Genomic DNA, 22,651 nt, shown 5'->3' with positions numbered 1-22,651 from the left:
TCTATTGGTACCCTTTTAGTCAGACAAATGCTCGATGGAACAGCCGGCAAGTGGGGTTGCGAACCAATAATGTAATCCTCTCTATGCGTACTACTGTATCGAATATTCTTTCTAATCGAATTCGTTAATTAACTGTATGCCTCGGACTTGCCCCGACTGTGATGTGGAACTTGAGCGCGTTGATTATGACGTGAATAGTCGTGGGGACATGCTCCGAATACCGAACGATCAGGGCGTCCTTGGGACGCTTGGATTCAAGAGTGCGACTACTATTGACGCACACGTCTGTCCGGACTGCAATAGAGTTCTCTTCTACGCAGACTGATCGGCGGCTCGTCTCTACTTACCGACCTACGCCAGATCTATCACCGATTGGAGGTGCAACAGAGGTCTTGCTTCGTAACAGGAGGGTATCGTCCCGGCCGTCGCGTCTCCTTCCTACCGCTGAATATATAGTGAGTAGAGGATCACCGCCAGCCCCATCGCGACGAGCAAGCTATTGATCACGATCCCCTGCTTGAGCGAAAGCCCGACGAACTGGTGAGCGACGCCGGCGAGAAACGCCCCGAGCGTAATGGTTCCGAACCCGACCGCGAGCGCTCGGAGCGCCGGCTCACCGGTCCGGCGGAAGGCTCGGAGCGCGATCAGGGTCACACCACTGCCCAGCAGCAGGATGATCGTCTTCAGCACGATAATCGCCGTGTCGACCATCATGCTCATAGCTCGTCACCCATGTCCGACCAGAGATCGGCCAGTCGTTCGTCGGCACTCCGTGACTCCCAGTCCATCGACACTGCGAACGTGTCGTCGTCTTCAATCGAGATCGTGACCGCGGAGATGTCCCGCTCGTAGCGTGTTCGCCGGCCGCCGTCAGCACCGATCTGACTCCGCTCGTGGACGAGCGCCGCCTGACTCAACAGGTCCAGCTTCCGGTACAGGGTCGATTTGGGGATGTCGCAACTGTCACTCAGATCGTTTGCTGTCATTGGTTCGGAGAGTTCGGCCAGTATCGTCCGGCACGCCTCGTCGTCCAGCGCCCTGAGCACGTCCTGTACCGCAGGGCCGGCGTCGTCGCGTGCTGGATTCCTGTCCGTCATCAAGTCACGTCGTCGTCGGGTTGATTGCCGCGTTCTCAGCGTCCATGCCCGCAGCGAAGGGGCGGTCCGACTGGCCAGCAGTTCTCAGCGCCGGTCCGCGAGTCGTCGTCGGCCTGCATCGGTCAGCGTGTAGAGACCCTGTGGGGCCGGACGGAGATACCCGTCTTCGTCGAGTTGTGTGCAGGCGCGCTCGACCGCGATCGGATCCTCGTCGACGGCGTCGGCGAGGTCGATCAGGTGGACCGGCGGGCGGTCATCGATAGCCCGGAGGATCGCCGCTTCGAGTTCGTGGTGGGACTCGTCACGCACGGTGCTCACCGTACACCTCCAGTAGCTCTTGGTAGCGATTGCGGATCGTGACCTCGCTCACGCCGGCCGCCTGGCTGACGGTCGCCTGTGTGAGCTGTTCATTGGCTAATTGTGCCGCGGCATAGATGGCTGCGCCCGCCAGTCCGGGCGGGCTCTTCCCACTGTGGACGCCCTGTTCCTTCCCGGTTTCGAGGAGGTCCCGCGCGATCCGTTCGACCTCGCTGCTCACGTCGGCGTTCGAGACGTACTGCCGGAGGTAGTGAACCGGGTCGGCCGGCTCGATAGACAGTCCCAACTCCTGCGAGAGATATCGGTAGGCCCGCTGGATCTCGAGTTTCTCAACCCGGCTGACCGAGTCGAACGTCGCAAGCGCCCGCGGCGTGTCGTGCTGTCGGGCCGCCGCGTAGAGGCTGGCCGTCGCCATCGACTCAATCGACCGGCCGGGGAGGAGACCCTCCTCGACGGCGCGGCGGTAGAGCACCGCCGCCGTCTCACGGGGTGGATCGGCGAGTCCGAGCGCCGAGGACATCCGCTCGATCTCGCCCAGCGCCTGCTTGAGGTTGCGTTCCTGTGAGGATTTCGTGCGGAACCGTTCGTCCCACGTCCGGAGTCGGTGGATACGCTCGCGCTTCTTCGAGGAGAGCGTATTCCCGTAGGCGTCCTTGTCCCGCCACCCGATGGTCGTGCTCAACCCCTTGTCGTGAAGCAGTTCCGTCACGGGTGCGCCGATGCGACGCCGGTCGGTCTCATCGTCGGAAAACGATCGCCAGTCGGGGCCGTAGTCGATCGATTCTTCCTTGAGGACGAGTCCGCAGTCTTCACAGAGGCGTTCACCGCGGTCCTCTTGCGTGGTGATCCGGCCGTTGCACTCCGGGCAGTCAGTGGCTTCCTCACTCGGGGCCGCGGTGTGCTCGCGGTCGCGCTCCTGCTCGTCAGCCGTGACGGTGAGTGGTGGGGTCATTGATGCGGTGGGGCGCTGTAGTGTCAGTTGCGCCCTTTCACCAAGGTAGGCCGTGTCACATCTATGAGTTCGTGGCGGATTCCCACATATCGGGAATCCGCTTCATCCGTCGATTATCTAGAGTCGTCGACGGCGTCGGTGAGCAGTTCCAGACGCGGCACGTCGACGACCGACTGGGCCGGCACGAGACCACCGTCCCTCGACGAACTGTTCGCGACGAGCGCATCACCCAGCTCACGCAGTCGTCCTCGACGTCGGCGGAGCGGTCAGGTGAAGAAGCAGCCAGCGAGCCAGACACCTTCGTCGTGAAGCTAGTTCGAGAGCTCCAGACGCCGTAGCGACTAGACTTAACCAACATCCCCGACCGATACCGACACAGTGTTGGTTAACGCTGCGGCTAGATCCACTTCCTCGCCCCCACCCACCGCCCGACTCCTCGAGTGAGTGAATCCTGGCGGCCGAGCGATCCGAGGAGATACTGAATCCGTACGTCACGGGCTTGTTTATCGGCGCCGGGAGCCGTGCAGCGCGCGACCATGAGTGCTGCGTGACCCAATATGGTTGGTCCCGATCCGCACGACGACACGAGTCGCGACTACGAACAGTTCGAGAAAGAACTGCTCGCCCAGGACCGCGACGCCACCAGCGTCGACACGGCGGATGTCGACGACACGACGGCCCAACGCCTGGTCAACGACCTCGTCGACGCGGACGTCATCACTCCGGTTCCTGAAGACCAAGTTCTGGTTCACGAGCCGAGCGGCACCACGTTCGACTCATCGACGCAGCTGGCCGTCTTCCATCGCGGCTGGACGGCCGGCCGTGACGCCGACGCGGAGGGCGAGTGATGCAGCAGACCCTCGTTGGCTGTGCGTTCTGTGATGCCCCGCCCGGTACCGAGACTGGCGAGGCCCACACCTGGGGACAGGACGAGCGGGTCACCCACCCGATCTGTGTCGACTGCGCGATTCAGACGGAGCCGGATCCCGAGGCGCGCGATCACGTCGCCTGTGACGGCTGTGGGCTGGTCGTCGACACGCTCGCGGCGCTCACGCGATTCCGGGTCGAACTGGGGCATCTGGAAGGCCCGTTGCAGCTGTGCGCCCGTTGTAGTCCGGGCGGACTCGCGACGTACTGGACGCGCGACCTCAAGGAGCATCTGGTCGCGACGCCGGCAAAGTGACCCCGCCCCAATCCCTCGCTTGCGGCGTTCTTACCCCCTACCTATTCGCTCCCGAGTGCGTACACGTCGCCGGCGTTTGTCGCGACGAGGACGGCGCCGTTCGCGACCGTCGGCGCGGCGTCGATCCCGCCCAGAACGACGTCAGTGTAGTTCCGGTCGCGCGTTTCGAAGGACCACTGCTCCGTTCCGTCGATCGCTGCCACCGCTCGAACGGTCCGCCCGTCACCGAGGAGGACTGTCCCGTCGACGAGAGCCGGTTCGGTCGCACCCCCGATCTCGTCTGCGACCCACTGCTTCGTCCCAGTCGCGTCGACGGCGACGAGGCCTCGCTCCGCCGGGACGAACACGCGACCGTCCGCAACGGCAGCGGACTGGCGTACTTCCCCGGGGAGGTCGACGGTCCACTGTTCGGTGCCCTCCACGAGGTCGACTGCGTATAGAGTGTGCTTCCGAGTCCCGATGTACACGTTGCCGCCGGAAATAGTCGGGGGCGCGGTCGTTTCACCATCGGTGTCGGCCGTCCACAGCTGGTCACCGGTGTCGGCATCGTAGGCGACGATGCTGTCGGCGCCGCTCCCGTACACGGCAATCCCCTCGGCGACGGCCGGCGTCGACGCGTAGGTGCTCAGTTCGTGTTGCCAGCGTTCGGTCCCGTCGTGATCGTACGCTGCAACAGTGGCTGTCTCGAAGCCACCGCCGACGAACACGCCGTCAGCTGTTGCAGTCGGCGAGGTCGTGATGTCCGCCTGGATCTGTCCGCGCCACGTGATGTCGCCACTGGCCGTATCAACAGCGGCAAGCCCTCGAAGGACGTCCTCACCACCGTTCCAGACGGTCACGTAGGCCGTGCCATCGTACACGGCTGGCGTCGACGCGCCGGCGTGGCCGACATCCGTTTGCCACTGTTCCTCCCCCGTCGAGAGCGCCAGCCGAACGAGGCGGCCGGCGAAGGAGACATACACGCCGTCGTCGACGACGACCGGCTGGGAGTGTTCGTAGCGGTAGGGCGTCCGTCGCCAGTACGTGGTCACGCCATCGGTGGGGACCGTTTCGTCGAGTCGGCCCGTGTGTGCCGGCCCGCCTTGGAGCTGCGGTATCGACGGGCCAATGGCGCCATCAACGGGAACCTCCTCGTTCACGGTTGGTTCCGGTTCTGTGTTCGGACCACTATCGCCGAGACAACCTGCGACGCCGAGGAGGGCACTGCTTGCGAGGGTACCGAGTACAGTTCGGCGCTTCACACTGTATACCGTCTCGGTCTTTGTAAGTGTCTTCTGGGGGAGGGAATTACTACACCTCTACGCACGCCGTTCTCACTGTGCTAGCCAATTCCGGGGCGTGTGGTAGTCGTAACGCCAGCAGAGTAACCCAAACACTCTTTACTGTTTCGCTGTAATCTGTAATCAAGAACACCCGTGTCACGTACCTCAAACCGCACCGACGGCGACATCGTCCAGGACTTCCTCTCGGTCGCGGACCTCCTCGAAGAGCCACAGCTGGCTCAGCTGTACGCGTATCTCGCTCGGGAGGGGGAAGCGACCGTCCAGGACGTGATGGAGGACCTCGAGCTTGCTCAGGGAACCGCCTACAGCTACGTCAACCGGCTCGTCGACGCCGGCGTCGTCGACGTCACCGACGACGAACAACCACGCCGGTACGCTGCCCGGGAGATCGACCTGACCGTGACGACCGCTGCCGGCGACCGCGAGTACACGATCACGCCGGCGCTGATCGACGCCGTCGGCCGCCGCGAGACGGACGCCGACATCGACACCTACATCGACCGCCACGGCGTCGCTGGCCTCGCAACGGCGCTCACCTACGCCGTCGCTCGGGAGCGTGGGGAAGTAACCCACCGGCTGATGGCAGAAGACCTCGACATCTCGCCGCTGGCCGCGGAGATGATCCTCCAGGCGCTCCGGCCCGTCGTCCACGAGCACTACGACATCGAGGAGTCAGGGGCGGGACTCGACGAGTTGGCCATCGACGGTGACGGCACTGACGACGCGTGAGTCGGCTCCACATCGCCGACACCGGCCTGTTCGTCGCGATGGGACAGCCGTCGAACAGCCGGTACAAGGCTGTTCGGCGATTCGCTCGCCGGAACGACGTCACCTTCGTCCTCCCGGAACGGGTGTACGAGGAGCTGACTGTCGACGATCCGGATGTTGAGGAAGTGCCGATTGACACCGCGATCGACGAGGGGTGGGCGACGGTTGCGGCACCGCTGGAGTTCTCCGAGCCGGTTGTCTCGCGGATGATGGACGGCGTCCAGCGGTACATCGCGAACGCCGACGACCGGCCTGCCGACGAGGTCGAGCGGGCCGACGCCGCTCTCGCCGCCCAGCATCTCAGTGCGGGGTCGGCGGCCGAGGTGTACATCTACACGACGGATATCGCCGCCGGCGAAGGGGCCGAAACCGTCCTCGCGAGCGAGGGCTACGGTGACTCGGTGACGTACGTGAACGGGTTCCGGTTCATCGAGGACCTGGTCACCGGTGACAGCTGACTGATTGCTAGTCTGATTCGGGTGGAGAGGACCATCGAAAGCCCTCGGCCGCTCGACGTCCCGCGACCGCCGCTGCGCGCCTCGTGCCTGCGGTGCTTGCGGGGTCGGGGGACGATCGAGACGGCCTCGCCCTTTCTGAGTCCACCAGGACGGTGAATGACTCACCGAGCGATGTGGCCGGCTGGACAGGTGTGTACGTATCGGCCCGCCCCGCTCGCCGCTGCCGCCCTCCGCGTCGCTCGCGACCGACCATTCCGGGCGGGCTTCCGCTCCAGTAGGTGCGGGTCCTGCCGGGCTAAAGTGAATGTGCCCTCGACGCCAGCGCTTCACCCGTTCGGGTCCTGCGGACCTCGGCAGAGCCGACCGCGACGGACGTGGTTGCGTCGCGGCGAACGGGGAATGCGCTGGCCGCTCGCTCCGGGCGGGTCGGCGCGCGGTGCTGGTTGGGGCCACCTCATGCAGGCGCGCTCTCGCTCGCGCCCGGTAGGGCGCTCGCGAAGGCGCGAGCGAGAGCGCGCAGATGGTTCTGTCGGTCGTTGTCGTCGGAAAACCGCGATGTAGGAGCATCGCGGTGTCGGCGCGTGAGCGCCTTCAGTGGTACCTTGGAGAGATACCAATGTCTAGTAACAACGCTAGCGGAAAGGTCGTTTCGGTCGATGAACAGGCATTCGAGAAAGCGGGCGGTCAGGCGGTCGATGAAGACGGCTTCCCGGTCGTCGACGAGACGCCGGAGTTCGAGGCCGCGGTCGAGCAGGAGACGCAGGCGAAGGTCGATGCGAACCACCCGGACGGGATCGCGGACACGAGCGAGGACCGGATTCACGGTGTCACCCTCGAACAGGAAGAGCGCATTCGGGCGCGGGAAGCCGAACTGGAGCGCATCAGTGCCCAGGCCGAGCTGGGAACGCAGGAGGGTCGCGAGCAGCGCACGCGAGCGGTCGCCGCTGAAGGGAGCAAGCAGCGCCGGCGGGAGTTCCAGAAGCGTGCCGCGAGCGTGGACCCGATGGCCGATCCCGAACGAGATGATCCTCGCACGGAACTTTCCCAGGATGAACTGGCGACGGTGAACACCGAGGCAGACCGACTCGCGACGCGGTTGGATGGCTGGTCGCGTGCGGCGATCAGTCGACGCCTGGCCGAAGCGGTCGTCGACGGCACGGACATGACGAGTGCGGTCGTACGGGTGTTCGAGGAGTTGCAGACGGCCCCGGGGGGCACCGTGCCCATCGACGCTCTCGAGGATGTCGATCGCGGCACCGTCACGATCGAAGGCCGTGTGAAGACCCTCTGGGACAGTGATTCACCGGCCATCCAGCAAGTCGGGCTGATCGCGGACGAGAGCGGGCAAACGAAGGTGACGATCTGGAAGGCATCGGACGCGCCGTGGATCGAGGAAGGCGAGACGGTGCGCATCCACGAAGCGGCCACGAACTGGTACGAGGGCCGGATCTCGGTGGCCGTGACGGGGTGGAGCATCATCCACTTCCCGGAGCGCGGCCAGTGGTGGGAAGCATAGCCAGTCGGAGCAGCCTTCTTTTTTGCTGTGTGCCGGACCGACCCTGACCCCGCCGCCCCACCCTCCGCTCCGTGCTCGCTCCTACCGTCGCTGCGCGCGCAGCCACGACCTTACGCACCGGTCCAACATTTATCCGGGAAACCGCGGGAAGGGATGCGCGACCCGAGCGGGTTTATCGAGCCCCAGAAGGGTGCGGGCGCGACAACATCGCGCTCTTGAATCAACCATGTCCAATGATCCGCATGAGTACGTCTGTGAATTCTGTGGGGAAGACTTCGAAACAGGCAGCAAGAAAGCAGGTCACATCTCGTGGTATCACCGCGATGATCGCCAAGAAGAGGACTTGATAACCGAACTCCAACGGCTTGCCACCGAGAAAGGGCACCCGCCAGAGATGAGCGAAATGGACACCGAGGGCGAGTACTCGCGAAGTACGTATCTGAGCCACTTTGGAACGTGGAATGACGCGCTACGGGCAGCAGATCTCGAAGTCAAACGCCCCACAAACGTCCCGAAAGACCGGATCATCGAAGCCATTCAGGCGCTTGCTAATCAACTCGGCCATCCACCAACGGTCGACGAGATGAACAACCACGGAAAGTACTCACGGAAAACCGCAAGCAAGCGGTTTGGCAGCTGGAACGACGCCCTACGGAGTGCCGGGTTTGAACCGCATAATGAGGAAATCCCACGAGAAGACCTTCTTGCAGAGATTCATCGACTCACTGAGGAACTCGGTCACGTCCCAGCCATTGCTGATTTAGACGAACACGGCCAATACTCGATCAAGGGCTATCTTCGGGAGTTCGGTGGGTGGGATGCAGCAATCACGACGGCAGGCTACGAGCCACATACCCCGTTTCGTGGCTCTGACCATCCGCGGTGGGTCGGTGGCAAAGAACGAGACCGTCTGTGGTATGGGCCGAAATGGAGTCAGCAGCGTGAACGAGCGGTACAACGAGATGGGTTCGAGTGCCAACGACCGAACTGCGACCACACACGGACGAGCCATCGAAACCAGTACGGACGCGACCTCCACGTACACCACATTGTCCCGCTGCGGTCATTCAGAAACGAAACCGGTGAGATTGACTACGAGCAAGCGAATGCACTCGATAATCTCGTCACGCTCTGCATCGAGCACCACGCTCGGTGGGAGCAGATTTCACCACTACAACCCGATGTTCGCCATTCATAGCCGGCTAATCACGTCAGCACTTTCCTTACCCACGAACCCACCGCCAACGGTTGATTAGGACGAATTCGTAGTCCGTGGTGTTTGTCCTGCCCTCAGAGGGGTGGAGGGCGATGCAATTCGTTCTCTCGGACCCAGCTATGAGTGATCAGCAGACAACGACAAGTCGTGAGCGACTGCGAATGCATCTCGTGCAAGCACTGACTCGTACAGACTCAAACGACGTCCAGCAGCATCTGAAGGCTGCGCTGGAGGAATGGGAAAACTTGCCGGCGACACCGCTGCAAGAGTGTCCTCTCTGTGGAAAGGTCGGACTGCCAGAACGAATTCAACAGCATGAATGCGCGCCAAGGTAGGAACTCGAATCGACAACTCACAAGGTTTGCCAGACCTCCATAAGAAGTATTAGAGCTGTTCGAACGGTGAATATCACCATCTTCGTTTCTGAGTCACCCTTATGATACAGAGGTGACGATATACGATATGGACCGCAATTGGCTCCGGCAGAGTGTCCTCCCGTTCTTACTGCTCGCGTATCCACTCACGTTCCTGTTCTTCCAGGGCGGCCAATACTGCCAGCCGTTGTGCTTCGAGCCGACCGCAGTGGGCGTAGCCACGTTGCTCGGTGGCCTTCTCACGGTAATGCTGGTCGCGGGTGGCCTTGGAACGTACTTTAAAGTCGATGAGCGAGGCGAAACGCACCGAATCGCCCGCTGGCTCGGATCTCCCTCACTTCTCGCTGGCGGGATACTCATGGGAGTGTTCGTCGGGTTTGTTGGCTTCGTAGCGCTCGATACGCTCTCGCTCTACGAAGCGGTCTGGAAGCCAATCATCCTGCCCCTCAGTTTCCTGCTGTTTCTCCCGGTGTGGGTACTATATATGGCGTCGTTCCCACTAGCGGTCCTGTTCTCGGTAGCTGGCATCGAATCGTCGCCCCTCGTGACAACAGTATTCCGCGGCATCGTAGTAGTCATCGGGTTCCCGCTCTCCGCCGTGGTTCAGACGCTGGTAGTCTCAGCAATGGTCGAGAGGCTTCAATCTGAAGCGATCGACTAGCACGTCTGAGTCCACCAAAGCAGACCACTATATCGCTCCCGTTCCGCGACGTGTTTATTTACCCCTGAATGGGTGAGGGGCGCGCCGAACTGGCGGGTTCCCTGAACACGGTGAGAACGATGGCAACCAGAGACATCTACGAGAGCGGATTCGACGAAGACGTCCAGACGGACTCGAACACCAACCAGTGTCCCGAGTGCGACGGCCGAGTCACGACGAACGCGGTCGAAACGGTCTGCGAGGACTGTGGGCTGGTCATCGACGAACAGCGTATCGATCACGGGCCGGAGTGGCGGGTGTACGACGACGAGGAGTGTGAACGAACGGGCGCTCCACTCACTGCCGCTCGCCACGATCGCGGCCTGTCGACGGAAATCGGTCGCGGCACCGACGCGAAGGGGAACCAGATCTCTGGGCAGAAGCGACGGCGACTCGCGCGGATGCGCCGTGAGCAGACTCGGGGTCGCTGGCGGTCGAAAGCGGAACGGAATCTCGCACACGGGCTGGGTGAAGTGCGCCGTCTGGCCAGCGCGCTCGACCTCTCCGATTCGGTCCGTGACCAGGCGTGTCAGCTCTTCCGGAGCGCCCAGAACGAGGATCTACTTCGTGGCAGATCCATCGAGGCCATCGCCGCGGCCAGCGTCTACGGAGCCTGCCGGTGCAACGGCCTCTCGCGGTTAGTGGACGACGTCAGCGAGATGGCCCGCGTCGCGGAGTCACGAGTCACGAACGCGTACAAAACGCTGAACGAAGAGCTGGGCCTCCCCGCTGAGCCCGTCTCCCCCAGTATGTTCGTGCCGCGCCTCGCGTCGGACCTCGAGTGTCCGGACGAAATCCGACAGCGGGCCCGAGCCCTCGCGGAACAGGCCGAGGAGCACGGCCTCACGACGGGCGTCCATCCTGCCGGGTTCGCAGCGGCCTGTCTCTACAAGGCCGGTCGCGAAGAGGGCCGATGGCTGACGCAATCCGAGGCCGCGGACGTGGCGAACGCCTCGAAGGCGACTGTCCGGGCACACCGGGATACGTTGGAGGAACAGGTCGCCTGACGCAGCCTACTGTTTCTCCGTCTGTATTGCATATCGTTCGATCCACGCTACGATTTAAACACGAAGACGAGCCATATTCTCTGTAGACTACTCTATGAACGGTCGTTACTCCGACTTTGAGGAACTGCGGCCGACCGGCGAGGCGTCCCACATTCCGGACACGAGGCTGGACGACGGCTGTGAGGGTGCCCCCCGGCGGCAACGCGTCGCGACGAGCGCTGGTGGCTACCCTGATGCGCCGACGGCCGCCGACGGCGAGTGCCGGTCCTGTGGGGCGTCAGTCCCAGACGGCCAGACGAAATGCCGGTTCTGTCTCTCTAACCATCTCGGGAGTGACGCCACTAGCACGAACGAGGCAGCGTCGACGACGTTCCTCGGCATCGTCCACCTGGTCGTCGAGTCGACCACGTTCTACGGCGCCGTCGCGAAGGGCGGCGCCGCGGCGAACCTCCTCTCCGCTAACGAGGCGGAGCCGGCCGTCGACGACTACACGCTCATCTACGATCTCGACGAGGCGCCGGCGCGCCAGCTGGCCGAGCAATGGCCCTCACTCCCCGACGCGGTACAGGTGTCGTCAGAGGAGGGAGAGCGGCTTCTCAGTGCCGCCCGTGACCGGACTGGGTGGCACGGGCAGGGAGCGTCGGAACGTCCGGAGCAGGCCCCGACGCGCCTCTACGACCAGCGTGGGGACGGCATCCGCGACGCGTCGCGTCTCGACGCGGTCCTCGACGACGCCGACGATGCGGTGTGGCTGGTTCCAGCGATGACACTGACCGAATCTACTGGTGAAGATGCGGCTGATCGCCAGGTGTCGTCGGTGCCGACGACGCAGGAACTTGAGTGTCAAACCTGTGGACGGGCGACCGACCATCAATTCAAGACCCACGAGTCGGTCCCGGATGAGGCGTGGACGGGACAACCGATCTGGGAGTGCCGGGTGTGTGGCTCGGCGCGCTACGGCCCCAGCAAAGCGGGTCAGGACTCGTCTTAACCAACATAGCGACACAGAAACACACCAATGTTGGTTAACGAGCAGGCCCAGTCCGACAGCTACCCGCAGCCGGAGAGGTTTCTCTGCGCCGTGAATCGGCGAGGCGCTTCACATGGACCCACGCAACACACCCGGATACCGACTGCATCGCTCACTCACCAATCTCAAACGCATCGAGACGGCCGGACTCGACGACGCAGATCAGGAGCGGATCGAGGCAGCGAGAGATCTCCTGCAAGACGTGAGTCTGCTCTCCCAGCCGGAACACAGCGGGGACGCCGGAACACAGGTCGAGTCCTGAGCGGCGTGGCAACGGGGAATTTGGCTGGATCGCGTCGGAGAGTGTTTATCGCCCCCAAGAAGGGTGCCGGGCAGACCAGTCACCGTTGGTCTCCGTGGGACAAACCACATGCAGGCGAGTTCGACAGCGCGCTGGTGGGCCCTCCAAGACGACCAGTCAGTACCAAAAGGTGATGAGTCGTGACTGAACTCACAAAAACGCTGGAACTGAAGCTGGTAGACCCGAACGCACACAAGCGGGAGAAGCTCCGAGAGACGCGGGCAGCCTACCAGCAGGCGCTCAAAGAGGCCTTCGACGCCAGGTGCACCACTCTGGGGGAAGCGAACGACATCGTGGGTGACTATCAGCTGAGCGGTTACGCAAAGAACGCCCTGAAGCGGTATGTCCCGCAGCTAACGACGACCTATGGTGCAAATGAACTCAGTGACGATCACCCTGTCCGCTTCACAAACGAGGGGGTGAAGATCGACCACAAGCCCGAAAACACGATCGAGTGGTACGTCAAAATCCCTCACCACGAGGATTACCACCTCTGGGTGCCAGCAAAGCCGAACCCTGAGCAACGGGACTGGCTTGAAGCAGTGATCGCTGGTGACGCAGACGTTGGAGAGGGTCGTTTGCTCAAGCGGGATGGAACGTGGTATTTCCATCTCATCGCGACCCGTGACATCCCGCTCAACTCCGAGGTTCCTCCCGAACAATGTACACCCATCGGCGTCGATATCGGGGAGGCAAGTCTCGTCACGGTGTGTCACCGAGACGAGAATGGGTCCCCGACAAACCCTGAGCTCTGGACGGATGAAGGGAAGACCGTTCGTCGACTCCGCAAGCGCTACTTCACCACGATGCGGCGACTCCAAAGTCGCGAGAGCGAACGGATCGCCGACGACTTTGGGGACGAGCTGTGGGCGCAAATCGACGATATCCTCCACACCGTCACTAGGGAAGTGGTGGAGTACGCCGAGTCAGTCGAGACGCCGGTTCTCGTGCTCGAGGATCTCACCTACATTCAAGAGTCGATGGACTACGGAGACTACATGAATCGCCGGCTTCACGGCTGGGGATTCGCCAAACTCCACGCACAGATCACGTACAAAGCCGCTGAAAGAGGGATCCCCGTTGCAACAGTCGATCCCCGGAATACCTCCCAAGAGTGCCATGCGTGCGGTGAGGGAGGAACCCGACCCCAACAGGCGACGTTCAAGTGCTCCAACGACGCCTGTTGGATCGAAGAATATCAGGCAGACATCAACGCCGCACTCAACATCGCAGATCGCTACCTCAGCGGAGAGAGTCGTTCCAGAGAACACGAGAACGACGATGACTCGGCTGAGGATGGGGCCTCGTTGACCGGGCCACAAGACAGCCAAGCCGATGCTGAAACCCAGCAGTCGACGCTTGGAACGTATGCGTCTTGAAACTGGAGAGCTGAGCAACCGCTCAGCTTGAAATCCCGTGGCGGGATTTCCACACCAAACTGATGTGGGCGGAGGTCAAGGGACATCGCGCACTCTTTTCGAGATATATACTGTGAGGTACTGTCCAGTGGATGCCGAGGTTTCGTGAGATACTAGAAGCGGTGAAACATTAGCTCGATACACATGCGAGCTGATTGCTGGAGAAGCTATCAGTTCCAGTGGGTATTTTGAAGCCCGTGCTGTATACACAGCGCGTCTGTGTCAAGACCAGTATGCGTCTCTTACATGTCTCAATATTCGTCTGGCTTCCTGCGTTAACATATCTGTCACCAGCACACGACTGCACTGGTGGGAAGATATCGGCGGAGAATGACTGAGCAGTTCACAGGGTGGTCGGCCGTGAGAGTTGCAGGACCGTGGGACCGACCGCGCGAGAGTATCAGTAGGAATACATATTGCCGTGATACTACGTCGTACACTCCGCATCTACTCCAGCAGGTCACCCGCCCGACTGCTTGCCCCTGAATTCTTTCTTCAGGTGCATCCACGCGAGCGCCGGCGCGTACTTGAGGAAATCCCAGACAGCCCGCGGCCCCGCATCTCTGAGCACTCGGATGACGCCCTTCTTACGAGTGAAAAACAGCGGCTTCCCCCGGTAGATGTCGCGCTCGTAGATCCTGTCCGGGTCCCTGGTCTCCAGGACCTCCTCGACTTTCGCGAGGTTATTCCAGTCGCCCCGCATCACGACGACGCCGTCAGGGTTGATGACGTGGACGGAGTTGGGCATCCCGCCGTACTGTCTGTGGGCCGACCCCTCGACGTCGTCGACAAGGACGGTCCGCTCAACGTCGTATTCGTCTGCGAACTCTCTGGCCCGGTCGAGTTTCTCTTGGAATGAGGTGTGGGCGTCGTAGTGTTCCCCGGGGTGGGCCTCCCTGGTGTACAACAGCACGAACGCCACGTCGTCGAACTTCCGCTGGAGTTTGTCCATCGCGTGGACCTTCGAGTCCGTGATTGGACAGGTCATGCTGCCGGTTTCGAGGACGACCCACTGGTCGATGAAATCCGAGAGCTGGACCGGCTCCCCATCCAGCGTCGTCGCCTCGAAGTTGGGTGCCGTCTCGCCGGGCCGGGGGCCGTCGAATTCCTTGAAGTCGTAGTACTTCGGCCCGAAGTGACGGTAGTTGTAAGTCGTGTCCGCGTCCGCCGTCTCAGTCCGGTCGCTCGCTGCAATCGTCATGGTTCTACCTGTGCATACGACGCGGAGCGGGGTACAGTAGATGCCTAGTAATATCGGCAATTTATATGTGGCGGGCGGCAGAGTACGAACCGATGGACCCAGCGAGAATCGGCCGGGAGGTACCTCACAGATGAGAGCGGTCACGTTCACCCTCGACAGGCTGGACAGCCCCCATATCGCCTATCGATTGTTCGAGACCGACCCCGTGGTCGAACGGGAGGAAATCTACCACCTGAACGTCCTCGCGGACGAGTCGGTCGTCTTGCTCGCCAGAGTCAGCGGTGACGTAGAGAGCGCGACACGGTTGCTGGGGGAGCGGCCGGAGATACTCGGCTACAGTCTCTCCAGCGGCGAGGACCACGGCGGACTGCTGTACGTGCACGCGCGACCACCACCCGAGATCAAGCAGTTCCTGACGCTGCCACGGACACACGAGGTGTTCTTCGATTTCCCGCTGGAGAGTACCAACGACGGGCGGCTCAGGGTGGTGATGCTCGGCGAGACCAACGAGATACTGCAGGACGCGCTTGCGGAAATCCCGGCGGAACTCGACGCGACCGTCGAGCGCATCGGCCCGTACCTGGACGCGGACGAGACCATCACGAGCGTGCTTACAGAGCGCCAGCAGGAGGTACTCGAGGTGGCGCTCGAACTCGGATACTACGACGTGCCACGGCAGGCGACCCACCACGACATCGCCGAGCGGCTGGACCTCTCGGTCGGGACCGTGGGGGAACACCTCCAGAAAATCGAGGCGCGGGTGTTCAATACCCTCCGCTGACGAACCGCTAGGCACGCACCTGGCCAGGACCTCCCGCTGTAGACCGGTCGCGGTCCGCTGTAACGATCACAGTATATGAACAACCGACAATTCTCGGCAGGTAGCCGATGTTCGTTCCGTTCCATCCTCCACATATGTACTCGAGTGTCTTGCGACCCCGGGGCAATGCGCGCGCCGGCTACGTCCACAGCGGCCGTTCACAGACGAACAACGTGACCCACCACAGCCATGTTTGAAAACGTCAAGCGAACCCTCCGGCGTAGTATCGCACGTGAGAGTCTTGACTTCGGTGATCCGGAGTTTCTGGTCCAGGCAGAACTGGAAGCATTGCGAGACGACGAGCGGACCATTGGACCTGCTGGGGACGCCCGCACGAAGGGTGAATTCAGGGGCAACGTCTTCGCCGGACTCTCACTCAGAGAACAACTGTCGTTGCTCCCACTCATCGTTGGAAACTTCCGGGAGATGAAACGGAGTTACCGGGGGCTCGACCACACACCGACACGAGACACCATCGAGGAGGACGAACTCGAGACGCTCGAAGCGCGAGCAGACGAACTCGGCGTTGACTCCATCGGGTACACCGTCGTCGATCGCGAGGACATTCTTGAAGACGACGTGACGGACCGGTCTGTCTTGTACCAGCATGCGATCGTCTTCTCGTGTCCGATGGATCCGGAGGCCGTCGGCGAGGCACCGGGATACGACACGCTAGAGACGGTCAACGAGACGTATCTCGACACTGGCGTCGTGGCAAACAAACTCGCCGACTTCCTGAAGGAACGAGGGTTCGGTGCTCAGGCAGACCCGGGCCTCGGCGGGAAGACGAACTTCCCGACGCTTGCGGACCGTGCCGGTATCGGTGAGTACGGCCGCCACGGGATGATCATGACGTCAGAGAACGGCATCACGCAGCGGCTCGGGGCCGTCTACACTAACATCGAGAACCTCCCGACCGACTCGGGGGAGCGCGACGACTGGGTCTGGGAGTTCTGCCAACAGTGTGGAAAATGTATCCGGGACTGTCCGGCAGATGCAATTCGCGTCGAACCGGAACGAACCGAGGGCGACAACCTCTCCTTCTACGACAGGGATGCCTGTTCGGAGTACTTCGGGGCCAACAACGGCTGTGCGGTCTGTATGTCAGCCTGTCCGTTCAACCGCGTGGGCTACGAGGCCCTTGAACGGAACATCTCTTCGCGATCGTCCGACGCGAGGGAGACCGTGTCACAGACCCCCAGAGATGACTCCGGCGACGCGAGTATGCGACAGGTAGCAGACCTTTCCAGCGACCTCCGAACGACGACCGACCGAGAAGAGATAGCGGCAATTCTCGAGGACCTCGGCAGGAAGCCCGACAACTGGGCGGAGTTCGGGACTGCCTTCGTGGCCTCCGACGTGTGGGGGTACTCGGAGGTACACATCGCGAGAGGTGACGACCCCGAACCGCACGCACCGGTGGTCACCCTCGTCAGATAGCGGCCGAACTGTCGGAGTTTCCGCCTGAAGAAGATGCGCTTTACAACTGGTAACCCGACTCGGTAATTGGCTTGGTTGGCGGTGCCAAACAAAACCAGTCTGCTACACGTAGCCTCTATATTCAGCAGGCAGTTCTTGGCACATTTCAGATGGAAGAATAGTCGCTTCGCTAACCGCTTCCCCTGTACTTACCGATCGAGGGGGAATCCAGCGTAGCAAGAGGAGTTTAGTAGACCCGAGGAACAGTACACGCTCCACTACTCTCATTGGGGTCCAGCGAATCTCAAGCTCAAGCACCGAATCGCGGCAGAGTCGCCGTTCGGTGGCGATGACACCGACTCCAAGTGGGCGAAACAGCTCCTTGCAGAGCTTGCCGATGGCCTCGAGGCAGATGCGGTCGACGGCTACCTCGCTGGCGAGGATCGACCGTCGACGGTCGTCGAGCCGAAACCCCGCGCCACCGGGCTCACCCTCGACGAGATCGTCGCTGACCATCTCGACTACCTCCACCACGAGGCGTTGTTCGTGGTGTCGACGACGTTCGAGGTGACCGCCTATCGAACGCTGTGGTTCGGGCTACAGTACGATTCGGAGACAGTCGAGCAGGGAGAGACGGTCGGGAACGGGGCGCTTGCGACGGTGCGTTGGTACGACGGCGAGCCGGTCGGCGACGGCCACCTCCAGGGACAGTTCGCGGCCCTCAAAGACGTCGTCGGCGATATGCTCGACAAGGGCGTCTTCACGCCGTCGACGGCGAGACAGTACCTGAAACGGAAGCTGGCCGAGCGAGTCGGAGACCGACAGGAGCTGCTCATTCCAACCGGAGAGTCACCCTTCGAGAAGGCGAGTCTCAGCAAGCCGTAACACCAATCCCTTAGTGGATATCGGGGGACGCCTAAGTATGGCAAATCAGTCTGAAGATGACGTTCGTGTTTGGCTTGTCGAACGGACGTACTCCGATGACGAGCAGAACCTGATCATCCTCACCTACGCAACACCCGATGGGAAACAGTACTATCGGAAGGAACGAGCACTAACCTCATTTACTGACGTCCGAGACACGACAGCAGCAGTCGATGCTGAACCCGGCAATCTTGGCATAGTCGATGACCCCGACCTCCAAGAGCAATACGCGGCCGAAGCACAGCGAATGCAGGAAGTCCACGACCCTGACGACGTAATCTGAGGTCCACTAGTCGACAACGCTGCAGGCCATGGGTTATGTCGTAGCAGGCCTTAGTCGGGGTATGCGCGAACTCGTCTTCGCTCTCGAATACGAGCCCGGCTGCAACCGGGTGGCGGACGCCCTCGCAGACCACTCCGACGCTCGCGTTCGTTCACTCTCGCTGCACGCCACTGCCGACCAGCTCTGGCGAGTCGACCATGCCACCGGCACTCCGGACGCACTCGACGCCATCGAGGACGCGTTTCGCAACAGCGACTACTACGCCGACTGTCTCGCCACCGAGGACTGCGGCGCAACCCAGACTACCCGTGTCCTCGACCGCACGGACGACACGCTCATCCTTTACTCCGACTGGGAGCGCACTCCGACCTGCGCCTCAGTTCCCCACATCGCTCGCGATCACCTCGGCGACGGCGTCTTATTCGAGACCCGTCACGAGGGGCGCCACTACACGTGGCGGCTCATTCACGCCGGCGAGGGCGATGTGGCGGCGTTCTTCGATTCCCTCGGGGTTGCCGTCGGGGAATGCGCCCAGATGGAGATGCTCCGCACAGCGGACACGACGACAGGAGCTGGGGGACGCGACGGGAAACCGAGCGGCCTCCCGCCAGCCCAGGAGGCCGCACTCCAGGCCGCGGTCGAACACGGCTACTACGAGTCACCCCGCGAGGTCGACGTCGGCGAGCTCGCCGAGCATCTCGACGTGCCACGGTCAACACTCACCTACCGACTCCGTCGGGCGGAAGAACATTTGGCGAAGCAACATGTTGCCGGCGAACAGGTAGCGGAAGAACGGCTGGCATCGCACTGACGCCCTCGATTGGAATATTCCAACAAAGGCATATCGAACTCCCGCTCCTACCGTGACGTGATGACAGAGAATCCGGACGCAGCCGGGGGAACGAGCGGCGGCGGACAGCGACGTGAGCTGACCGCCCGCCTCGCCGTCCCCGAAATGGACTGTCCCTCTTGCGCCCAAAAGGTGGACAAGAGCCTCCAGCGTGTCGACGGCATTACTGACGCCACGCTCCAGCCGACCACCGGCACGGCCAACGTCACGTACGACCCTGATCGGACCAGCGAAGCCGACGTAGTCAAGGCGATTGAAGGCGCCGGCTACGAGGTCGTCGGGGGCTCGGACGCCGAGAGCGATGATGAGGACAACCAGGCGACCGATGGCGTCGACATCGCGCCCCCATCGGAGGTCTGGACGAGTCCTCGCGCGAAGAAGACGTGGCTCGGTGCGGCGTTCGTCACGCTCGGCCTCCTCTTCGAGTTCCTCCTCACCGGGCAGAACATCACGGTGGCAAGCGTCCTCGAGTACCCGCTCCACATCGCGGATGTCCTGTTCCTCGGCGCCGTCGCGGCCAGTGGCATCCCGGTCGTCCGTAGCGGATACTACTCCGCGAAGAACCGAAGCCTGGACATCGACCTCCTGATGGGGACGGCGATCATCGCGGCGACCGGTATCGGCTACTTCGTCGAGGCCGCCACGCTGGCCGTCCTGTTCAGCATCGCCGAACTGCTCGAGGACTACGCGATGGACAGGGCACGGGACTCCCTGCGCGAGCTGATGGAACTCTCGCCCGACGAGGCGACCGTCCTTCGGGATGGTGAGGAAGTGACCGTTCCCGCCGAGGAGGTCGACGTTGGCGAGACCTTCGTCGTCCGCCCCGGCGACAAGATTCCGCTCGACGGGACGGTCATCGACGGCGAGAGTGCAGTCGACCAGTCGCCGATCACGGGCGAGAGCGTCCCCGTCGACAAGACCGCCGGCGACGAGGTCTACGCCGGCGCGATCAACGAAGAGGGGTACCTCGAGGTAGAGGTCACCTCGACCGCTGGCGATTCGACGCTCTCGCGCATCATCGAGATGGTACAGGGCGCACAGGCGAAGAAGACCGAGTCTGAACAGTTCGTCGACCGCTTCTCCGGCTACTACACACCCCTCGTCGTCGTGCTGGCGATCCTGACCGCCGCTATCCCGCCGCTGGTTATCGCTGATCCGGTGTCGGTGGACCTAGCCGGATACGGGTTCACCTTCGCGAGCGACTGGCAGACGTGGTTCATCCGGGGGCTCACCCTGCTGGTGATCGCCTGCCCGTGTGCATTCGTCATCTCCACACCCGTCTCGGTGGTGTCGGGCATCACCAGCGCCGCGAAGAACGGCGTCCTGATCAAGGGCGGCAACTATCTGGAAGCGATGGGTGGGGTCGACGCAGTCGCCGTCGACAAGACCGGGACGCTCACCAAGGGCGAACTCGCCGTCACCGACGTCGTTCCGGTCGGTAACACCACGGCGGACGATCTGCTCCGTCGCGCCGCCGGACTGGAGCGTCGGAGCGAACACCCCATCGCAGCAGCTATTCTCGCCCGCGCTGAGGAGGCGGGCGTGGATGACTTGCCCGACCCGACGGGTTTCGAGAGCCTCACCGGGAAGGGTATCCGCGGCGAGATCGACGGCGAGACGTACTATGCGGGCAAGCCCGCGCTCTTCGAGGAACTGGGCTTCGATCTCTCACGGGCACGCCGCGAGACGGACGGCGGCGTCATGGCGGAAGAGGCAGCCGAGTCCGACGACGGGGCGTTCGCCGAGAATGCACTCACCGCGCTGGAGCAGGAGGGCAAGACGGTCGTTATCGTCGGGACGGAGTCGGAACTGCTGGGTGCGATCGCCATCGCCGACGAGGTGCGCCCGGCCTCGAAGCGGGCCGTCGAACGCCTCCACGAGTTGGGCGTCGAGCGCGTGGTGATGCTGACCGGCGACAACGAGGGCACCGCCCGCGCTATCGCCGAGCAGGTCGGTGTCGATGAGTATCGCGCCGAACTTTTGCCTGACGAGAAGGTCGACGCAGTCGAGGAGTTACAGGCAGAGTACGGGGAGGTCGCGATGGTCGGCGACGGCATCAACGACGCGCCCGCGCTCGCCACCGCGGAGGTCGGCATCGCGATGGGTGCGGCCGGCACCGACACCGCACTCGAGACGGCCGATATTGCGTTGATGGGCGACGACGTCGGCAAACTCCCGTACCTGTACGATCTGTCGCACACGGCCAACGGCGTGATCCGGCAGAACATCTGGGCGAGTCTCGGCGTGAAGTTCCTGCTCGCGCTGGGCGTGCCACTGGGGCTGGTCAGCGTTGCGTTGGCGGTCGTTGTCGGTGATATGGGGATGAGCCTCGGCGTCACCGGAAACGCGATGCGGTTGTCACGAATCGAGCCCGACCGGTTCTCCGACACCTAACTCTGCGGCGGGAAGTGCGGGCAGGACGCTCCTCTTTCGCGACTTTCCTTCGCTATATCGAGACAATTTGCAGTTTGTCTGGGGCAGTAGAGACTGAGCCCCACCGTAGGCTCGTGATTGGATGCCCGAGAATCTAGACGACGACCCGTTTCACGACTGCGAGTTGGATCCCGAGGCGATCCTCGGGACACACACCTTCGAAGACGTCCTGTTCACCGACGAGACGGAAACCCCGGTGAACGTGCTCACCGGCGAGACACCGGCACATTCGCAAGCAACCGTCGAGGAAGCGAAGGAGTTCGCTGCGAGTATCGACACGGAGACGCCCCAGATCGCGCTCCCCGCATCCGTCGAGTCGCAGGTCGCAACGCAGAGCAAGCCCTACACGGCGGCCGCATTCTTCCACTTCAAGGCGACTGGCTCGCTCGAACACCACCGCGCCTACCACGCCGCCTACGAGGCGGATGCGTTCGCGGTCGACTTCGAGGCCGATTACGAATCGGGCGACCTGACCATCACTGTCGAACGAGTGGACGAACCCTGAGAATCCGCGGTCACGAGCAGGTTTTTCGAGCGCCGGCGATGGGTGCCGGCGCAGCTGGAGCGAGCAACGATTCCCGGTGCGTCGGCGTTTCGAGGTGTTCGAGATGCATATGGTGATTTACGCACTGGTAGAGGTATCGACGCACGACGACGCGCTGGCCACCGGAAAGACGGTGTTCGACCGACTGGTCGGCGCGGACCCACACGCCGGCGCCGTCTTCGATTACTACGTCACGTTCGATGAGGAGGAAACGTCCGTTGCGGGGAAGGCACGATGGGGGGAGTTGCCGACTGCCGCCCCCGTCGACTCCGATGACGGCGAAGACCTGCTCGAGCGTGGCTGGGAGGCGACGAAGGAGGAATTCGAGCGTAATCTCGACCGGGTGAAGGAGGCCATCGACGAGCTCTCCGACGAGGAGATCATGCGCGACGAGGACCTCGCCCGGCACGCCTTCCACCAGGTCGGTGCGTACGACGGCCCGACGATCTTCCTGTACACCGAACACGGAACCGGCATTCGCCACCGTGGACAGTTGGACCGACTCCTCGAGGAGAGTGAAGAGCTCTGGATCGTACCCGCTGACGTCCACTTCTAA

General features: G+C 62.5%; 24 protein-coding genes and 2 pseudogenes. 20 read left to right on the top strand and 6 right to left on the bottom strand.

Annotation, left to right across the window (positions count from 1 at the left end):
• Positions 1 to 438 precede the first annotated feature (438 nt).
• From B9G49_RS00945 to B9G49_RS00930, 4 genes are all read right to left on the bottom strand, one after another.
• Positions 439 to 720 (bottom strand): hypothetical protein, encoded by a 282-nt coding sequence (locus tag B9G49_RS00945; protein ID WP_086215046.1) that lies wholly within the window; start codon positions 718 to 720, stop codon positions 439 to 441.
• Positions 717 to 1,097, bottom strand: coding sequence for a helix-turn-helix domain-containing protein (locus B9G49_RS00940; protein WP_086215045.1), 381 nt, complete (start codon positions 1,095 to 1,097; stop codon positions 717 to 719). Before B9G49_RS00940 ends, B9G49_RS00945 begins: the two co-directional genes overlap by 4 nt.
• Positions 1,098 to 1,181: 84 nt before the next feature.
• On the bottom strand, positions 1,182 to 1,415 hold the full coding sequence (locus B9G49_RS00935) for a winged helix DNA-binding protein (protein WP_143414655.1): 234 nt from the start codon (positions 1,413 to 1,415) through the stop codon (positions 1,182 to 1,184).
• Complete coding sequence (locus tag B9G49_RS00930) at positions 1,399 to 2,367, bottom strand: transcription initiation factor IIB family protein (protein ID WP_086215043.1); 969 nt, start codon at positions 2,365 to 2,367, stop codon at positions 1,399 to 1,401. The genes B9G49_RS00935 and B9G49_RS00930 overlap by 17 nt, the downstream gene beginning before the upstream one ends.
• Positions 2,368 to 2,495: 128 nt before the next feature.
• Here B9G49_RS00930 and B9G49_RS00925 point away from each other — a divergent pair.
• The 3 genes and pseudogenes from B9G49_RS00925 to B9G49_RS00915 all read left to right on the top strand — a co-directional run.
• Positions 2,496 to 2,705, top strand: a pseudogene (locus B9G49_RS00925) (hypothetical protein); the annotation flags it as partial.
• A gap of 219 nt (positions 2,706 to 2,924) precedes the next feature.
• Positions 2,925 to 3,215 carry a hypothetical protein gene (locus tag B9G49_RS00920; RefSeq protein WP_086215042.1) on the top strand — a complete coding sequence of 97 codons (291 nt, stop codon included), beginning with the start codon at positions 2,925 to 2,927 and terminating at the stop codon, positions 3,213 to 3,215.
• The gene (locus B9G49_RS00915) at positions 3,215 to 3,550 is read left to right on the top strand and encodes a hypothetical protein (protein ID WP_086215041.1); all 336 of its coding nucleotides are present in this window, start codon (positions 3,215 to 3,217) and stop codon (positions 3,548 to 3,550) included. The genes B9G49_RS00920 and B9G49_RS00915 overlap by 1 nt, the downstream gene beginning before the upstream one ends.
• Positions 3,551 to 3,591: 41 nt before the next feature.
• On the opposite strand, the gene B9G49_RS00910 is transcribed toward B9G49_RS00915, so the two are convergent.
• Positions 3,592 to 4,581 (bottom strand): PQQ-binding-like beta-propeller repeat protein, encoded by a 990-nt coding sequence (locus B9G49_RS00910; RefSeq protein ID WP_233125136.1) that lies wholly within the window; start codon positions 4,579 to 4,581, stop codon positions 3,592 to 3,594.
• Between the two features lie 384 nt (positions 4,582 to 4,965).
• On the opposite strand from B9G49_RS00910, the gene B9G49_RS00905 reads away from it, so the two are divergent.
• From B9G49_RS00905 to B9G49_RS00850, 9 genes are all read left to right on the top strand, one after another.
• Complete coding sequence (locus tag B9G49_RS00905; RefSeq protein ID WP_086215039.1) at positions 4,966 to 5,562, top strand: helix-turn-helix domain-containing protein; 597 nt, start codon at positions 4,966 to 4,968, stop codon at positions 5,560 to 5,562.
• Positions 5,559 to 6,059 (top strand): hypothetical protein, encoded by a 501-nt coding sequence (locus B9G49_RS00900; protein WP_086215038.1) that lies wholly within the window; start codon positions 5,559 to 5,561, stop codon positions 6,057 to 6,059. Before B9G49_RS00905 ends, B9G49_RS00900 begins: the two co-directional genes overlap by 4 nt.
• 616 nt (positions 6,060 to 6,675) lie before the next feature.
• Entirely contained in the window at positions 6,676 to 7,575 is a 900-nt protein-coding gene (locus tag B9G49_RS00885; RefSeq protein WP_086215037.1) for a DNA-binding protein, read from the top strand.
• A 226-nt stretch (positions 7,576 to 7,801) separates the two neighbouring features.
• Complete coding sequence (locus B9G49_RS00880) at positions 7,802 to 8,773, top strand: homing endonuclease associated repeat-containing protein (RefSeq protein ID WP_086215036.1); 972 nt, start codon at positions 7,802 to 7,804, stop codon at positions 8,771 to 8,773.
• 480 nt (positions 8,774 to 9,253) lie between these two features.
• Positions 9,254 to 9,826 (top strand): hypothetical protein, encoded by a 573-nt coding sequence (locus B9G49_RS00870; RefSeq protein WP_086215035.1) that lies wholly within the window; start codon positions 9,254 to 9,256, stop codon positions 9,824 to 9,826.
• A 119-nt stretch (positions 9,827 to 9,945) separates the two neighbouring features.
• Positions 9,946 to 10,872 carry a transcription initiation factor IIB family protein gene (locus tag B9G49_RS00865; protein WP_086215200.1) on the top strand — a complete coding sequence of 309 codons (927 nt, stop codon included), beginning with the start codon at positions 9,946 to 9,948 and terminating at the stop codon, positions 10,870 to 10,872.
• 94 nt (positions 10,873 to 10,966) lie between these two features.
• Positions 10,967 to 11,863: a hypothetical protein gene (locus B9G49_RS00860; RefSeq protein WP_086215034.1), complete on the top strand. Its 897-nt coding sequence runs from the start codon at positions 10,967 to 10,969 to the stop codon at positions 11,861 to 11,863.
• A gap of 112 nt (positions 11,864 to 11,975) precedes the next feature.
• Positions 11,976 to 12,164, top strand: coding sequence for a hypothetical protein (locus B9G49_RS00855; RefSeq protein ID WP_086215033.1), 189 nt, complete (start codon positions 11,976 to 11,978; stop codon positions 12,162 to 12,164).
• 179 nt (positions 12,165 to 12,343) lie between these two features.
• Positions 12,344 to 13,582, top strand: coding sequence for an RNA-guided endonuclease TnpB family protein (locus B9G49_RS00850; protein WP_086215032.1), 1,239 nt, complete (start codon positions 12,344 to 12,346; stop codon positions 13,580 to 13,582).
• Between the two features lie 499 nt (positions 13,583 to 14,081).
• Here B9G49_RS00850 and B9G49_RS00845 read toward each other — a convergent pair whose 3' ends face one another.
• On the bottom strand, positions 14,082 to 14,822 hold the full coding sequence (locus B9G49_RS00845) for a peroxiredoxin (RefSeq protein WP_086215031.1): 741 nt from the start codon (positions 14,820 to 14,822) through the stop codon (positions 14,082 to 14,084).
• 130 nt (positions 14,823 to 14,952) lie between these two features.
• Here B9G49_RS00845 and B9G49_RS00840 point away from each other — a divergent pair, with 130 nt between their 5' ends.
• The 8 genes and pseudogenes from B9G49_RS00840 (at position 14,953) to B9G49_RS00805 (ending at position 22,651) form a co-directional block, all read left to right on the top strand.
• On the top strand, positions 14,953 to 15,603 hold the full coding sequence (locus B9G49_RS00840; protein WP_086215030.1) for a helix-turn-helix domain-containing protein: 651 nt from the start codon (positions 14,953 to 14,955) through the stop codon (positions 15,601 to 15,603).
• Between the two features lie 228 nt (positions 15,604 to 15,831).
• Entirely contained in the window at positions 15,832 to 17,082 is a 1,251-nt protein-coding gene (locus B9G49_RS00835) for a 4Fe-4S dicluster domain-containing protein (RefSeq protein ID WP_143414654.1), read from the top strand.
• Between the two features lie 237 nt (positions 17,083 to 17,319).
• A pseudogene (locus B9G49_RS00830) lies at positions 17,320 to 17,946 on the top strand (DUF6735 family protein); the annotation flags it as partial.
• A gap of 37 nt (positions 17,947 to 17,983) precedes the next feature.
• A complete protein-coding gene (locus B9G49_RS00825; protein ID WP_086215028.1) occupies positions 17,984 to 18,268 on the top strand; it encodes a hypothetical protein in 285 nt (94 codons plus the stop codon).
• Positions 18,269 to 18,329: 61 nt separating this feature from the next.
• Positions 18,330 to 19,079 carry a helix-turn-helix domain-containing protein gene (locus B9G49_RS00820; protein ID WP_008364314.1) on the top strand — a complete coding sequence of 250 codons (750 nt, stop codon included), beginning with the start codon at positions 18,330 to 18,332 and terminating at the stop codon, positions 19,077 to 19,079.
• Between the two features lie 60 nt (positions 19,080 to 19,139).
• On the top strand, positions 19,140 to 21,512 hold the full coding sequence (locus B9G49_RS00815; RefSeq protein WP_198943782.1) for a cation-translocating P-type ATPase: 2,373 nt from the start codon (positions 19,140 to 19,142) through the stop codon (positions 21,510 to 21,512).
• Positions 21,513 to 21,633: 121 nt separating this feature from the next.
• Complete coding sequence (locus B9G49_RS00810) at positions 21,634 to 22,056, top strand: hypothetical protein (RefSeq protein ID WP_086215027.1); 423 nt, start codon at positions 21,634 to 21,636, stop codon at positions 22,054 to 22,056.
• Between the two features lie 103 nt (positions 22,057 to 22,159).
• The gene (locus tag B9G49_RS00805) at positions 22,160 to 22,651 is read left to right on the top strand and encodes a hypothetical protein (RefSeq protein ID WP_086215198.1); all 492 of its coding nucleotides are present in this window, start codon (positions 22,160 to 22,162) and stop codon (positions 22,649 to 22,651) included.

This window comes from Halorubrum sp. SD683 (assembly GCF_002135045.1).
Taxonomy (GTDB): Archaea; Halobacteriota; Halobacteria; order Halobacteriales; family Haloferacaceae; genus Halorubrum; species Halorubrum ezzemoulense.
This window is presented reverse-complemented; position numbering and strand designations above follow the sequence as displayed.